At 46.2% G+C, this 14,664-nt stretch carries 11 protein-coding genes; 3 read left to right on the plus strand and 8 right to left on the minus strand.

Going from position 1 to position 14,664, the window contains the following annotated elements:
• Positions 1-30 precede the first annotated feature (30 nt).
• Both hemW and ACHKAR_RS07250 read left to right on the plus strand, forming a co-directional pair.
• Positions 31-1,161, plus strand: coding sequence for a radical SAM family heme chaperone HemW (gene hemW, locus ACHKAR_RS07245; RefSeq protein ID WP_395416781.1), 1,131 nt, complete (start codon positions 31-33; stop codon positions 1,159-1,161).
• Between the two features lie 33 nt (positions 1,162-1,194).
• Positions 1,195-1,560, plus strand: coding sequence for a hypothetical protein (locus tag ACHKAR_RS07250; RefSeq protein ID WP_159585419.1), 366 nt, complete (start codon positions 1,195-1,197; stop codon positions 1,558-1,560).
• Here the strand turns inward: ACHKAR_RS07250 and ACHKAR_RS07255 are convergent.
• The 5 genes from ACHKAR_RS07255 to ACHKAR_RS07275 form a co-directional block, all read right to left on the minus strand.
• Positions 1,557-2,279, minus strand: a complete 723-nt coding sequence (locus tag ACHKAR_RS07255; RefSeq protein ID WP_395416782.1) for a LytR/AlgR family response regulator transcription factor — start codon at positions 2,277-2,279, stop codon at positions 1,557-1,559. The genes ACHKAR_RS07250 and ACHKAR_RS07255 overlap by 4 nt on opposite strands.
• A complete protein-coding gene (locus tag ACHKAR_RS07260; RefSeq protein ID WP_395416784.1) occupies positions 2,276-3,301 on the minus strand; it encodes a sensor histidine kinase in 1,026 nt (341 codons plus the stop codon). The genes ACHKAR_RS07255 and ACHKAR_RS07260 overlap by 4 nt, the downstream gene beginning before the upstream one ends.
• Positions 3,302-3,410: 109 nt before the next feature.
• Positions 3,411-6,269 (minus strand): excinuclease ABC subunit UvrA, encoded by a 2,859-nt coding sequence (gene uvrA, locus ACHKAR_RS07265; protein ID WP_395416785.1) that lies wholly within the window; start codon positions 6,267-6,269, stop codon positions 3,411-3,413.
• Positions 6,270-6,284: 15 nt separating this feature from the next.
• Positions 6,285-7,019, minus strand: a complete 735-nt coding sequence (locus ACHKAR_RS07270) for an LOG family protein (RefSeq protein WP_395416786.1) — start codon at positions 7,017-7,019, stop codon at positions 6,285-6,287.
• A gap of 57 nt (positions 7,020-7,076) precedes the next feature.
• Positions 7,077-7,976: a TIGR01777 family oxidoreductase gene (locus ACHKAR_RS07275; protein WP_395416787.1), complete on the minus strand. Its 900-nt coding sequence runs from the start codon at positions 7,974-7,976 to the stop codon at positions 7,077-7,079.
• A 35-nt stretch (positions 7,977-8,011) separates the two neighbouring features.
• Here ACHKAR_RS07275 and ACHKAR_RS07280 point away from each other — a divergent pair, with 35 nt between their 5' ends.
• A complete protein-coding gene (locus ACHKAR_RS07280; protein WP_395416788.1) occupies positions 8,012-8,599 on the plus strand; it encodes a hypothetical protein in 588 nt (195 codons plus the stop codon).
• A 71-nt stretch (positions 8,600-8,670) separates the two neighbouring features.
• Here ACHKAR_RS07280 and ACHKAR_RS07285 read toward each other — a convergent pair whose 3' ends face one another.
• The 3 genes from ACHKAR_RS07285 to ACHKAR_RS07295 form a co-directional block, all read right to left on the minus strand.
• Complete coding sequence (locus ACHKAR_RS07285; protein ID WP_395416789.1) at positions 8,671-11,517, minus strand: TonB-dependent receptor; 2,847 nt, start codon at positions 11,515-11,517, stop codon at positions 8,671-8,673.
• Positions 11,518-11,801: 284 nt separating this feature from the next.
• A complete protein-coding gene (locus ACHKAR_RS07290) occupies positions 11,802-13,343 on the minus strand; it encodes a hypothetical protein (protein WP_395416790.1) in 1,542 nt (513 codons plus the stop codon).
• Between the two features lie 213 nt (positions 13,344-13,556).
• Positions 13,557-14,543: an AAA family ATPase gene (locus tag ACHKAR_RS07295; RefSeq protein WP_395416792.1), complete on the minus strand. Its 987-nt coding sequence runs from the start codon at positions 14,541-14,543 to the stop codon at positions 13,557-13,559.
• Between the last annotated feature and the right edge of the window lie 121 nt (positions 14,544-14,664).

A 14,664-nucleotide genomic window follows, 5' to 3' on the forward strand; every position in this document is an offset into this window, starting at 1 on the left:
CCTATACCTTTGCAAGATAACTCAAAGACATTGGCAGGAATCTATCTCCATATCCCATTTTGCAAGCAAGCATGCCATTACTGTGACTTTCACTTTAGCACCAACACTTCCAGGAAGTCGGAAATGGTGGATGCCATTGAAAGAGAACTTGTCCTGAGAAAAGAAGAGCTCGGCGGATCGCCCATTTCCTCTATTTATTTTGGTGGGGGCACTCCATCCATGCTGTCCGCTCTGGAGCTGGATCGATTGTTGAGAAGCATCCACTCCACCTATGAGGTCATCGAAGATGCGGAGATCACCCTGGAAGCCAACCCTGACGACCTGACCGGCGACAAGTTACAGGCCATGCGGACTTTGGGAATCAACCGACTGAGCATTGGTATCCAAACTTTTGATGATGAGCGCCTCAAATTTATCAACCGTGCTCACACAAGTGCAGAAGCGGAAGAATGTCTGAGCGCCGCTACATCAGCTGGATTTGATAATATCTCTGCAGACCTGATCTATGCCATCCCTCCTGCGGACACCAGCTATTGGCAGTGGGATCTTGAGAAAATTCTCGCGTATGATTTGTCGCACATTTCACTTTATGGACTCACCATTGAAGAAAAAACAGTTTTTGGGCACCGGGCCAAAAAAGGGCAACTGAAAGAAGTAAAGGAGGAGATTTCAGCGCAGCAATACCAAATGGCCATTGACACACTGACGCAGCATGGATATGAACACTATGAAGTGTCCAACTTTGCTAAAGCAGGCAAGCACTCCCGACATAACTCCTCCTACTGGGATGATCAAACCTACCTGGGTGTTGGGCCCGGGGCGCATTCATATGATGGAAGCTCCCGGTCATTTAACGTAAGCCACAACTCAAAATACCTAAACCAGATACAGAAAGGTCAGCTCCCGATCACCATCGAAAAACTCACTCCAACTAATCAAATCAACGAATACCTGTTTACTCACCTGCGTACCCAAAAAGGCATCAATTTGCCGAAATTCCGGAGACTCTTCCAACGAGATTTTGTGAGTGACAATGAAAGTCAGGTACAGGACTATCAGAAAAGAGAATTGGTGAAATGGGATGGAGAAACCTTTGCGCTCACCTCCAAAGGTTTTATGCTGGCAGACGAAATCTCATGGCGACTGTTTTATGATGAGTAGAATATCCCTACTTTTAGCTTTGGATTCACCCTTATGGAAAAAGAAATCAAAAAAGCGGTCATGCTACTCAAGTCACTCATCCTCCACTACCATGGCCTGGATGATGATGAGAAACTGATACTGGAAGCCGCTGCCAAAGAACTGGATGCCGTGGAGGAGCTGGCATGGGCAGATCACTTTATTTCCGAAGATTACTTATCCGCATTTGAACGATCCAGGGATTTCTTTTTCAAAAATCTTGCGGAGAGCAGCAATGCCGAAAAGCTCAAGCACCTGAAGGATGTCTGGGAAGACAATCATCAGAAGGGTTATGTCACCGAGATGGAAACCACGGCCATGATCAAATTGTCTAAGGACTGGGGTGTGGAAAAAGAATTTCTGAAGGTGATCAAAAACTAGAGACTCATACGCTCCTTAAATCGGGCAGCCTGCCTGCGACTCACTTCTATTTTTTCTCCTCCCTTGAGCTGGACCAGCAGACCTCCGTTGAACCACGTGTCTATATTCTCTACCCAGCCCAGATTGATGATATGCTTGCGACTGGCTCTAAAAAAAGTGCGATCATCCAGCCGCTCATCCAGTGCATTGAGTGATTTGTGAATCATTGGTTTATTCCCGCCAAAATACACTTTGATATAATTACCATCTGACTCAAACAGGCGGACATCTGCCAGTTTCACAAACCAGCACTTGTCTCCATCCTTCACAAAGACCTGATCATCTTTACCAAGGCTCCTTTTCTCGGCATCAGTAGGTGAGGGGTTCCTGTCAGATTCTACATGGAGCTTGGCAATGGCCTCCTCCAACCGCTCAGGCTGCACCGGTTTCAATAAATAATCAAGGGCATTCACCTCAAAGGCCTTTAAGGCAAATTCATCGTAAGCGGTGGTGAAAATCACACGCGGCACATGATCCAGGGACTCTAATAGGTCGAAGCCAGACTTGCCCGGCATTTGAATGTCCAGAAAAATGAGATCGGGATTGAGTTCATTGATCTTTTCTATGGCATCGTCCACATCGGTTGCTTCACCCACCACATCAATTTTCTTATGCGGTTCCAGCAGGCTCATCAGCTCTTTGCGGGCCAGTCTTTCGTCATCTACAATGAGTGTTTTCATAGGGACCTTGGTAATACTATCTCCGTTAAAACTATTTTTTTGGTCTCATTAAGTATTCTGAAGGAGGCCTGATCGCCATAGATCAGTTCCAGCCTTTTCTTGGTATTATTAAGTCCAAATCCGGATTTCTTCCTTGTTTCACCGTTCAGATATTGGCCAGTATTTCTAATCTGAATAAACAAGTTTTCATTGTCCACTTTGGAAGAAATCTCCACCTTGCCTCCGTTTTTCAATGTAGAAATGCCGTGTTTGATACCATTTTCTACAAGTGTTTGAACCATGAGAGGGGGGATAAGGTATTCGGTAGATTTGGGGTCTATGTTAAATTCTATTCTTAAACGCTCCTCATAGCGAATGGTTTCCAGTGCCAGGTAATCTCTCACCATTTCCATTTCTTCAGAGAAAGTAACCAGCCGCTGACGGTCCACAGTCAGGGAGTTTCTCAAAATGTTGGAGAGCTGCGTGATGGCGTTTTTTGACTTGACCGGATTCTCATCCACCAGGGCTCGAATGCTATTCAGGGCGTTGAAAATAAAGTGTGGGTTGAGCTGAGATCTTAGATTTCTGAGCTCTATCTCCTTGGCTGCCGCCTCATACTTCAGTCCTTTGTTATACCGCTCGAAATAGTGGAAGGTGAAGTAGATCATGGCCCAAATGAAATAAATGATCATAGGCCCAAACACATTGAGCAGGATGGTGAATGGCAAAAAATCACGCCCGGTAAGCTCACCACTTATAAACGAATAGGTCAATAACAGGCCATAATTCATCAAACTAAGTATCAGAATTACGAACAGAAGTCTCGGAATCAACTTCACCCAGTGATCATTGAGCCAACCAAAATGAATGACAATGTAGCGCAGGAAGTGAGTGGAAAAAATGTAAAAAAGCACCTGAACCACTTCACCCAAAATCTGTGTCATGTCCAGCTGCTGCACCGTAGCATAAAGGAAAATCTGGAGGAAACCGTAAAACGACCACCCACCAACCTGACACATCCAGTAAATCTTGCGCTTATTCATTTGCTATTGAGAAATGGAACCCCAGCTCCTTCTGGTTTAGAAAGTATCAAAAGAAATAAAAAAATACCGCCCCCGCTCCCGAATAAACAGGTTTTTTATCAACAAGTAACTACACCAGCTCCTCTTTCAAAAATTTCCCCGTGTGGCTTTTCTCATTTTTGGCCAGGTCTTCTGGTGTCCCTCTTCCTACTATTTGACCACCTTTTTCACCCCCTTCGGGCCCCAAATCCACCAGGTAGTCCGACACCTTGATCACATCCATGTTGTGCTCTATGATCAATACCGTATTGCCTTTGCCCACCAGCTTCTGGAGCACCTCCAGCAAGTGCTGTATGTCCTGGAAATGTAAACCGGTAGTAGGCTCATCCAAAATGTAAAAAGTATTCCCAGTGTCCCTTTTTGAAAGCTCCGTAGCGAGTTTCACCCGCTGGGCCTCACCTCCCGACAAGGTGGTGGCATGCTGCCCCAAAGACACATAGCCGAGCCCCACCTCATGGAGGGTTTCTATTTTCTTTAAAATCTTAGGCTGGAACTCAAAGAAATCTACAGCAGCCTCTACCGTCATGTCCAGAATATCGGAAATGGACTTGCCCTTGAATCGAACTTCCAGCGTTTCCCTGTTGTAGCGTTTGCCCTTGCAGGTTTCACAAAGCACATGCACATCAGGCAAGAAATCCATCTCAATCACACGCATGCCTCCACCCTGACAAGTCTCACAGCGGCCGCCCTTCACGTTGAAGGAAAACCTCCCTGGCTTGTAGCCGCGGATTTTAGACTCTGGCAATTCGGAAAAGAGAGAACGAATGTCTGTAAATACACCCGTATAGGTAGCCGGATTGGAGCGGGGAGTCCGACCAATGGGTGACTGATCCACCTCTATCACTTTATCCAGCTTTTCCAGTCCCTTTAATGACTGATGGGGAAGGGGTTCTGTCCGGGATTTATAAAAATGCTTTCTGAGGATTGGATACAGGGTTTCGTGAATCAGGGAAGATTTTCCACTTCCGGAAACACCAGTCACGCAAATCATCGTACCAAGGGGCAACTTCAAATCTACATTCTTAAGGTTGTGACCCGTGGCTCCTTTGAGTTCCAGGAAATTTCCATTGCCCTTTCTTCGATCGGTTGGGATCTCAATCTTCAGGTTGCCATTGAGGTAATCTGCAGTCAGGCTCTTATTTTGAATGAACTCAGCAGGTGGCTGGGCCGCCATAATGTGGCCGCCGTGTCTGCCGGCTCCAGGCCCAATGTCTACCACAAAGTCAGACGCCAGCATCATGTCCTTGTCATGCTCCACCACGATGACTGTATTGCCAAGATCACGCAGGTCTTTCAGGGCCTGAATCAATTTTACATTGTCTCGCTGATGCAAGCCAATGCTTGGTTCATCCAGAATGTACAGAACATTCACCAGTTGAGTTCCGATCTGTGTGGCCAAGCGGATCCTTTGTGCTTCACCACCTGAGAGGGTCTTGAGTGATCGGTTTAAGCTGAGATAATCCAAACCGACATCCAATAGAAACCCAATCCGCTTGCGCAGCTCTTTCAGAATCTCCCCAGCGATAATATTCTGGCGGTCATCCAGCCTGGCTTCTATCCCCTCAAACCAATCGGAGAGCCGGTTGATATTCATTTCTGCCAGTTCACCGATGTGTTTATCATGTATTTTGAAGTGCAGGGACTCTTTTTTCAAGCGGTAGCCGCTGCATTCAGGGCAGGTGGCAATATCCGTAAAATCCTCAACCCACTGGCGAATCTTGTCACTGCCAGTCTCCCTTTGTTTTTCCAAAAACTTAATGATCCCTTCGAACTTGGTATGCCAGTCGGTACCGGGATACTTCACCGATCCAACAGCCACCGGGATATCATCTCCATAAAGCAGCACCTCCATGGTCTTTTCAGGGATGTCTTTGATCGGGGTGGTCAGGTTGACTTTATTTCGCTTAAGTATGGCCTCCACCTTTTTGAAAATCCAGATGTCGCGGTACTCCCCCAAAGGAGCTATGCCCCCACGGCTGATGGAAAGGCTGGGGTCTGGAATGACCGAGTCTTTAGAGATCTCCTCTATAAGCCCCAGGCCATGACAGGTAGGACAGGCCCCATACGGCGAGTTAAATGAGAAAGTGTTAGGTGCCGGCTCATCATAAGAGATGCCCGACTCTGGATCCATCAGGTACTTGGAAAAGTGAGCCACGTTATTCTCCTGATCCTGCACCATCAGTATGCCATCTGACTGTTTGAAGGCGGCCTGTACCGATTGGCGGATCCGCTTTTCATCTTTGCTCTGCACGATCACCCGATCCACCACAATCTCTATGTCATGTGTCTTGTAGCGATCTACCTGCATTTTAGCCACCAGATCCTGAATCTCTCCATTGACCCGCACCTTGGTAAAGCCCATTTTGCGTATCTGCACAAAGAGCTCCCTGTAATGTCCCTTACGGCCTTTCACCACGGGAGCCAGTACGATCAACTTTTGTCCGTCGTAGGTTTTCAGCAGATGATCCACAATCTGATCTTCTGTTTGCTTAATCATCTTTTTCCCGGTGACGTAGGAGTAGGCCACCCCTGCACGGGCAAAAAGGAGTCTGAGAAAATCATAGACCTCAGTAACTGTGCCCACGGTAGATCGCGGGTTTCGGGAAGTGGTTTTTTGCTCAATGGAGATCACCGGACTGAGTCCATTGATCTTATCCACATCCGGCCGCTCCATGTTGCCAATAAAAGAACGAGCATACGCCGAAAAGCTCTCCATATATCGCCGCTGGCCTTCTGCATAGATGGTGTCAAACGCCAAAGAGGATTTACCACTGCCACTGATGCCGGTGATCACCACGAGTTTGTTTCTCGGGATGTTTAGGTTCACGTCCTTCAGGTTGTGCTCCCGCGCGCCATATATCTCTATGTACTGCTGGGTTTCCTCCTGGCTATCCACCATCTGCTCTATTTCCGTCTCGGATATGCTCATTTTGAATTACTGGTATTAGAAGTTAGGGCTCAATAGGTATTTGTTGTAGAACTCATCGATCACATGCACAGCTTCTGTAGCGGTGTCCACTATGCTGAAAAGTTCCAAATCCACTTCGTTGATGTTATTGGCTTGCTTTAGGAGTACATTTTTGATCCAATCAAACAGACCACCCCAGTATTCTTTTCCAACCAGAACAATCGGGAAGCGACCAATTTTCTTGGTTTGAATCAGTGTGAGGGCCTCAAAAAGCTCATCCAATGTGCCAAACCCTCCGGGCATTACAATAAATCCCTGAGAGTACTTCACAAACATCACTTTGCGCACAAAGAAATAGTCAAAGTTGATCAGCTTGTCTCGGTCTATGTATATGTTGTTAAACTGCTCGAAAGGTAAATCGATGTTGAGTCCCACGGACTTACCGCCCTGCTTATGGGCACCTTTATTACCTGCCTCCATGATACCGGGGCCTCCTCCGGTGATCACTCCATAGCCATGTCGCACCAGCTTGGCAGCAATCTCCTCGGCCATTTTATAGTATTTATCATCGTCCTTGGTCCGGGCTGAGCCAAAGACTGAAACGCAGGGTCCGATTTTGGCAAGCTTTTCAAAGCCGTCTACAAATTCGGACATAATTTTAAAAATAGCCCAGGAGTCTGAACTCTTGATTTCATTCCAATCTCTGTCTTTAAATGCCTCAAGAATCTTTTCTTCCTGCTCCTTAGACACTTCGTTTTCTTTCTCTGTCATAAAAATGGGGTTTTGTAAAAATGGCCGTTGAAGATAAGGGATTTAATCTTAAAGAGATTATCCGAGCAAATCATCAATGGCATGGTCAATTTGGGTAAATGAAAATTTAAAGCCGTGCTCTTGAATCTGCGCAGATGAAACATTGCTTCCACCCAGCACAATTTGGGACATTTCTCCCAAAAGCAACTTCATCATCATGGCCGGCACATTCGGCAAAAATAAGGGTTTGTTTATGCTTTTCGCCAGTAATTTGGTGAGCGCCTCATTTGTTACGGGATTTGGGGCTGTGGCGTTGTAGGTTCCTGCCAGTTCTTTTTCCATTACAAACTGAAAAATCCGACACAAATCATCAATATGAATCCAACTCATCCATTGCTTGCCAGTGCCCAACGGAGCCCCCACAAAGTACCGAATAGGCTTTAGTATCTCGGTCATCGCCCCTCCCTTGTCGCTCAACACAACACCTACGCGAACCTTGCTCACAGTGGTCATTTCTGCAAAGGTATCTGCCTCTGCCTCCCAGGCCTTTACTACCTGCGCCAGAAAATCATCCCCTGAAGGGGAGGTCTCAGCAACCACAGCACTGCCAGTATCTGAGCCGTAGTACCCAATAGCACTAGCAGATATAAAGGATTTCAGCCGGACCCCAAGGCGAGAGACATACTCATGAAGGAGTTTTATGCCCCCGATGCGACTTTCTAAAATGACCTTTTTTCGGTCATTGGTCCATCTTTTATCCGCCACACCAGCCCCAGCCAGGTGGATGATGTGGTCCACTCCAATAAATGCCTCCTCCTCAATAAACCGTTTAGCAAGATTCCACGTAAAGGAAGGGAACTCCCGGGAGGAGTCCGTGGAGCGGCTAAGGTGAGCAACCTCATTTCCGGCATTTTTAAGCATTTTGCTGAGATGAGTTCCAACCAGTCCACTTCCACCTGTGATTAATATCTTTGCCATAGCGCCATTTAGAGTTGCATGAATTTAATAAACTTATGACTGAAAGAATCCTCCTGATCTTTTTCGTTTTTTTTATGGGTTATTGCGGTTGGTCCCAGGATTTTTCTGCGCAAATCAACCCGGATAAGCTAACCATCGATGGCAAAGCAAGAGATGGGATCAGCACAAGTTTTGACTTTCCGGCCAAAGAGGTGGAGCGAGGCTGGTGGAGGTACAGCCGGGAATTCGGCAGACCGCTGAACATGAGAGGGTACTACAAAGTGACCGTCCCCAGTGAGGTCAACTCGGGCAATGTGGACATTATCCTGCTTTCCAAAACTCTGGGCAGCAAGACAGGGTGCAAGTTTTTTGTGGCGCTGGATCAGGAGAATGTACCGAAAACAAAAGTGGCGGCTTACAATGCCCAGATCAAAACCATCCTGCAGGATTTCAAAAAGGCTTATTACATCGAGGAGCTTGGCGAAACCCTGGAGAAGGCAGAAAAGAAAGCGGCCACAGCCAGCAAGAAAGTAAGCAAATCAAATGGCAATGGAAAAGAGAAAGCACTCCATGAACTCACCAACTATCAGAAGCAAATAGAGACCATCAAAAGTCAGCTTAAAATCATCTATCAGGCCTATTGACTAAAACAAAAAAAGCCCCACAAGTGAGGCTTCTTCCAATCAATATGAAGATAATTCGAATACTTAAGCTGTTAAAAGGAATACTGATATCTGAGGGTGAAGGTCCGACCTTCATCAAATCTTGAAAAAAGCTCATCACCAGACTCGTGGTTTTTCCAAACCTGCTCTTTTGAATCCCCCAGAATGTTGTCAATGGTGAATCGAATCTGACCATTCTTTCGCTCACCTATCTCTCTGGTCACGTTTAGATTGAAGCTGTGAAAAGGTTTCACGTATACATCAGGCACCTGCCCTACGCCCACCACAGACAGGCTCTCACCCTGCACATTGTATGAAAGGCTCAGGCTATTGATCCCATTGAAGTCTGAGTAATTAAGAAAAGCATTGATCAGATAAGGTGCCTGCCCGGCCATTACTCGGTCTTTGTCAATGGTCTCGTCCGTTCTGGCCTGCTGCTTTCTGGACTCATATTCAGTGGTCATGGTGTTGTTGATTTCATCCCTGCTCACGATGATCTGCGTCATGTCCACGTGCGACTGAGCCCAGGATAAATTCGAACCCAGCATCAACCCTTCCACAGGGAGTTTCTTTCTGAACTCAAGCTCCAGACCATATACATAGCTGCCTCCGATATTTTGCCAGGTGACTTCTCTTGGCTCCAACTCAAAGCGGGTCTGCTCAATGTGACCATTAAACTTCTTGTAAAAGGCAGAAACAGATACCATCTCCTCCCGACCGAAGAAGTTCTCCCATCTCAAATCGAAGTTGTCGATGTTGGTTTGCTCTAGGTCAATATTTCCTGAAAAGGTCACGCCTGATACCGGGTCCAGAATCTGAGCGATAGACTTCTCCCTAAACGAGGGACGAGCCAGTGTTCGCCCGTATGAGCCTCTCAGGTTTACATTTTCTTTCAGGCTGTATACCATGTTCAATGATGGTAGCAGGTTCAGCTGATCCAGCGTTTGCTCATCGTCATAGACTGTAGAACCCAGATTGTCCTGCCCAGTATAGTACATCTGAGCCTGCTCTGCCCGCACTCCGAAGATGGCTCTGAGTTTTGGGGTAATGAAAGCATCCGACATTACATAAGCAGCATTCACACTTGATCGGGCCTCATAATTGTTCGCGGCCTCATAGTTTCCACTCACGTAAATGCCCTGTCTGGAATCGGGTGTCCAGATGTTTTCCGGCCTAAGAATCCAGTCAGCATCGTTTTCTACAGGCTGGTTGGTAGAGAAGTTGTACGCAAACGTGTCAAACGTTCTCCACTTGTATAGTCCTGCCCCGCCCACTTTCAATTTTACTTTCTCATTGAGTGCGTAGGTAGCATCCAATCTGAAGTTTTCGTTGGTTTCGTTCAGGTCTCTCCAGAATCTGCCAGCACTCCCTCCCTGGCCACCACTGATAAAGTATTGTACACCCACTTGCTCGCCGCCCTGGTATTGTGGCACCTCAGCAATCAGTACTTGTCTGAAGTCAGGATCATAAACCCTCGCAAGCGTCACTGAATTGGACCACTGAAGCGTCCACTTGTTCAAGTTGTGCTTACCGTAGATGGTAGGGCTGGTCAGCGAACGCTGCGTGTAGGTAAGGATGTTTTCATAGGCCGTCTGACTGGTCTCCTCAAAATCCTGAGAAACACGGTTAGTGGCTGTTTTGATTCCATTCTGAGTTTTCAAAAAGGTAAGGCCCAGCTCGTGTTTGTTGAATTTGACTGCACTGGTGATCAGTCCGCTCCAGAGGACATTCTGCCTGCCCAGTTCTCCGTTTTTGACAAACTGAGCATCCAGGGCATTGACATCCTTATTGTTGTCTTTAAAATATGAACTCACCACCGTATTACCATAGTAATCATACTGGTTTTGGTAGTTCAGCACCACGCCATATCCAAACTTCACACCAGGTAGGTCGAGTTGATTGCCGTGGTTAAAAGAAAGCGAAGAGTTCAGAAAGTTGGACTGATTCTTAGCTGCCATAGTAGGATTGAAGCTTCGTGTATAAGACTCCAGCAACTCACCTGCATTGGCCGGCTCTGGTGAGGTAGGTCTTGGGATCTCCGTCTGTGGATCCAATGGAATTTTACGAGCGCCATCATCGTATCCAAGAAAATCGGTATTGCTTCCTTCGTATGAAGTGAAGTTATTGATCAGATTCATTTTGGGATTATACCCCAGGCCAATGGCCAGTCTTGTGGTCTTCTCCTCCGGGAAGCTTTTGGTTTCCACATTCACTGTACCTCCAGCAAAATCCCCCGCCAATTCCGGCGAAAAGGTTTTGTACACCATTACATTTTCCAGCACATTGGTAGGAAAAAGGTCTATCTGCACGTCATTTCGCTCAGGATCAAGACCCGGGATACTCATTCCATTCAGTGTGGTACGGGTATATCGATCACCCAACCCCCGAACATAGACATACTTTCCACCCTGAACAGACACTCCCGTCACCCGTTTCATGGCGCCTGATAGGTTACTATCCCCTATTTTTCTGAATGTCTGGGCAGAAATTCCATCCAGTACGTTGGCTGATTTCTTTTGTACGGAGAGTAGAGCAGATTCTGAATTCTTAATGACCTGTGCGGTGACTACCACCTCTGCAAGTTCTTCTACATCTGACTGTAGGGTCACATCCAGAGTGTTTACTTTTTCAGCAACGATTTCCAGGTTTTCCACCGTAGTGGTTCTGAAAGAGACAAACTGGTACACAATAGTGTGTGTGCCTGCTTGCAATGGCAATGAATAGTTCCCGTTGAAATCGGTTACGGTACCATCGGTGGTTCCTTGTCTAAATACTACCGCTCCGATTAAAGGCTCTCCAGTTTCACCATCAAAAACAGTCCCCCTCAGGAAACCTTTCTGGGCCTGGGCCTGACCGAAAAACAAACCAAATAAAAGTGCAGTAAGAATGAAATATTTCATTATCAATCCAAATAAAATTTCGTGCAAAATTAGACTGATAAGGACTGGAGCGGTGGCAATAAATAATTATGAAAAATTTAACTTTTGACCCTTCGTATTAAAATCGTGTTAACATCAGAGTAACATTATTGCCGGAGCAAGCGGGTCACTTAATGAGTTGTCGATCGGTGGACTCTGCAAAAATCCATGCTATCTCCCTGCTTTCAGCAAAAAAGGAGACCCCAACTATATGGAGTCTCCTCTTTAAATCAATGTTATCTATATATTTCCTCTGAAATCGTCCCTTAAAGAAGGCCTGCCTGAGCAGCAGCCGTCCAGCTGGCAAACACAGTGGCATCAGACACACCAGTAGCAGTACCTATGGTAACGCTAGCCTCAGCTGAAGCCTGAGCTGCAGCCAATTCAGTAGCACAATCCTGATCTGAATAAACCTTGATCGCAGCAAACTCTACAGTGGTGAAGCTTAAGTCACCAGCAGTCAAATGAGACATGGCATCCGTTTTTACTGTACAGTCAGCGTTGAAGCTGGCTCTGATTTTCACGGTAGATCCTCCGGTGAAGTTCGCCCATTTCACATTCGTCACAGAACCCTGTGCTTTTGATTTGAAATCTGCACCACTTCCACCACCATCTACAGAAGTGATTGTTCCGTTCTTGATGCTGAATTTACCAGTAGCGTTTTCAGAACCTTCAGGTCCGTCAATTTCAAGTCCTTCATCTGAAGATGCAGCGGTACTTGTATAAACCAGGAAGTTATCAATGGTACCAGAGTAAGCCTGATCTACATCCAGACCATCATCACCTACAGTGTATACCAACACATTTGTTACATTCACCGAACCACCGAAGAACTCGATTCCGTCATCGTAGTTGGCAAAGACCTCAATATTAGAGATCACAGTTCCTGAACCCACACCACCAAGGGTAAGTCCATTGATGTCGTTTCCGGCTACAGGGTCGATGGTAGTACCTCCATGACGGAGAGACACATATTTAAAAGTACCTGAGCTATGTGTTGCGTTGTCTCCACCATACTGTCCCAGTGGCTCACTGGCAGGAACACCTTCTATCTGTGCTGAAGTGCCCGCTTCTACAGAGATTGGTGCATTTCCGAGAATTACCACTCCTCCCCAAAGCTGATTGTCAGTAGCAGTAAGGTTAGTTCCGGACAAAGCTCCAAGTGCTATGTTGTCATTCACAGAAGTAAAGATAATCGGCTTCTCAGCTGTTCCTTCTGCATCAATCATTCCATCTCTGGCAATCATCAAAACAGAAGCATTAGAACCTTCTCCCAAGCGACCTTTGATAATTGTACCCGGCTCGATTGTCAGGGTAGCACCACCTGTTACGATCACTCTACCAGCAAGCTCATAGAATCCGTCAGGAGTCAAAGTCATGTCTTCATCGATGACCCCAGAAAGTACGATGGTTTCCCGTGGAGGTGTTGCTTCTCCTACAGAAATAACCACGGTAGAAGACTCAACGTCTCCATCAGCATCCGTAGCAGTAAATACAAATACGATGTTTGCATCTTCATCCGCTTCAGTAGCCGTATAGCCAAATTCCAATGAAGCAGTGGTAGGCGCTCCTGTGAAGGTAGTATCACCGTAAACAGCACCATCCTTGGTAAGGGATACTGAGGCAAGACCGTCGGCACCTTCGAATGTAACAGTCACAGGACCGTATGTTCCAAGATTTTCAATAGAGACAGCTGCAGTAAGACCAGAAATGGTCACCCCATTGTCAGGGTCTACAGTATCTTCTGTACAAGACGTGATGAACATCAATCCAGATAGCATGAAAGCTATAGCCAATAATTTTTTCATAATTAACACCTTTTTATTTGAGTTTCGAATAATTAGATTTCTAACTAATATGACTGCAAAGGTGTCGGTCTAATGTTAACTGGTGTCGGTCGACTTGTTACGATATCATTAAACAAAAATGACCAGTTTTAACTGGTCATTATGTTTGTTACGTCATTGTGAAGGGTTTCCTAAAGAATCTTCAGAAATCGCCTATTTAAGCCCTCAGGTCCACTATTTGGTGATTTGAACCTTATTTAAGATTTGCCGGATGATTTCATGGGTGGTCACCCCGTCCGCTTCGGCCTCATAATTGAGCAAAATCCTATGGTTCATCACATCATCCGCTACGGCTTTGATGTCCTCGGGGAGTACATAGTCGCGTTCGTCAAAAAAGGCCACAGCCTTAGCCGCGAGGTTTAGGTTAATAGAAGCTCGAGGTGATGCTCCAAACTGAATGTATTGCGCCTCCTGATCCAACTTGTAATCCTTCGGATTTCTGGTTGCAAATACCAGCTCGATGATATATCGCTCAAGCGACTCAGAAAGCGCCACCTGATTGATCTCTTCCCTGATGGAGAATATGTCTTCTTTGGATAAAATAGTATTGACCTCAGACTTAAAAGTCATGTTGGCCATCCGGCGCATCACTTCCAGTTCTTCCTCTTTGGAAGGATAATCCACATGTACCTTCAACATGAATCGATCTACCTGTGCCTCTGGAAGTGGATAAGTTCCTTCCTGATCCACCGGGTTTTGAGTGGCCAGAACCAGAAAAGGCCTGTCCAGCTTGAAAGTAGTCTCCCCGATAGAAACCGTTTTTTCCTGCATGGCCTCCAGCAAGGCCGACTGTACCTTGGCGGGTGCCCGGTTTACTTCATCTGCAAGGATCAGGTTAGAAAAGATCGGACCTTTCTTTACTTCAAAGTCCGCTTTCTGCTGATTATAGATCATCGTACCGATAAGGTCCGCTGGCAGCAAGTCGGGTGTAAACTGGATGCGCTTGAAGTCAAGCTTCAAAACATCCGACAGGGTATTCACGGTGAGGGTCTTGGCCAGTCCCGGCACACCCTCCAGCAATATATGACCCTGTGTAAACAAACCTATCAATAACCTGTTGACCATGTACTCCTGCCCAACTACCACCTTACCAACCTCGCTAATTACCTGCTTGATTTTTTCCTGGTGTTCCTTCCTGAGTTCCAGATCTACTTGCTCCATATTTATGATATTCAAATTTTCTTTTGGTGTGCAAAAATAAGCGGCTTTCTTCAAACTGAAAATGCCCTTTACTTGGACGGTTGTTTTATCTTGGATGTTTCGAAAAAAACGTTAAAATCGA

This window comes from Marinoscillum luteum (assembly GCF_044005705.1).
GTDB lineage: Bacteria > Bacteroidota > Bacteroidia > Cytophagales > Cyclobacteriaceae > Marinoscillum > Marinoscillum luteum.

Coding starts and splice junctions, on each gene's coding strand:
- ACHKAR_RS07250 (WP_159585419.1), top strand. CDS start 1,195: ATGGAAAAAGAAATCAAAAAAGCGGTCATGCTACTCAAGTCACTCATC.
- ACHKAR_RS07255 (WP_395416782.1), bottom strand. CDS start 2,279: ATGAAAACACTCATTGTAGATGACGAAAGACTGGCCCGCAAAGAGCTG.
- ACHKAR_RS07260 (WP_395416784.1), bottom strand. CDS start 3,301: ATGAATAAGCGCAAGATTTACTGGATGTGTCAGGTTGGTGGGTGGTCG.
- uvrA (WP_395416785.1), bottom strand. CDS start 6,269: ATGAGCATATCCGAGACGGAAATAGAGCAGATGGTGGATAGCCAGGAG.
- ACHKAR_RS07270 (WP_395416786.1), bottom strand. CDS start 7,019: ATGACAGAGAAAGAAAACGAAGTGTCTAAGGAGCAGGAAGAAAAGATT.
- ACHKAR_RS07275 (WP_395416787.1), bottom strand. CDS start 7,976: ATGGCAAAGATATTAATCACAGGTGGAAGTGGACTGGTTGGAACTCAT.
- ACHKAR_RS07280 (WP_395416788.1), top strand. CDS start 8,012: ATGACTGAAAGAATCCTCCTGATCTTTTTCGTTTTTTTTATGGGTTAT.
- ACHKAR_RS07285 (WP_395416789.1), bottom strand. CDS start 11,517: ATGAAATATTTCATTCTTACTGCACTTTTATTTGGTTTGTTTTTCGGT.
- ACHKAR_RS07290 (WP_395416790.1), bottom strand. CDS start 13,343: ATGAAAAAATTATTGGCTATAGCTTTCATGCTATCTGGATTGATGTTC.
- ACHKAR_RS07295 (WP_395416792.1), bottom strand. CDS start 14,543: ATGGAGCAAGTAGATCTGGAACTCAGGAAGGAACACCAGGAAAAAATC.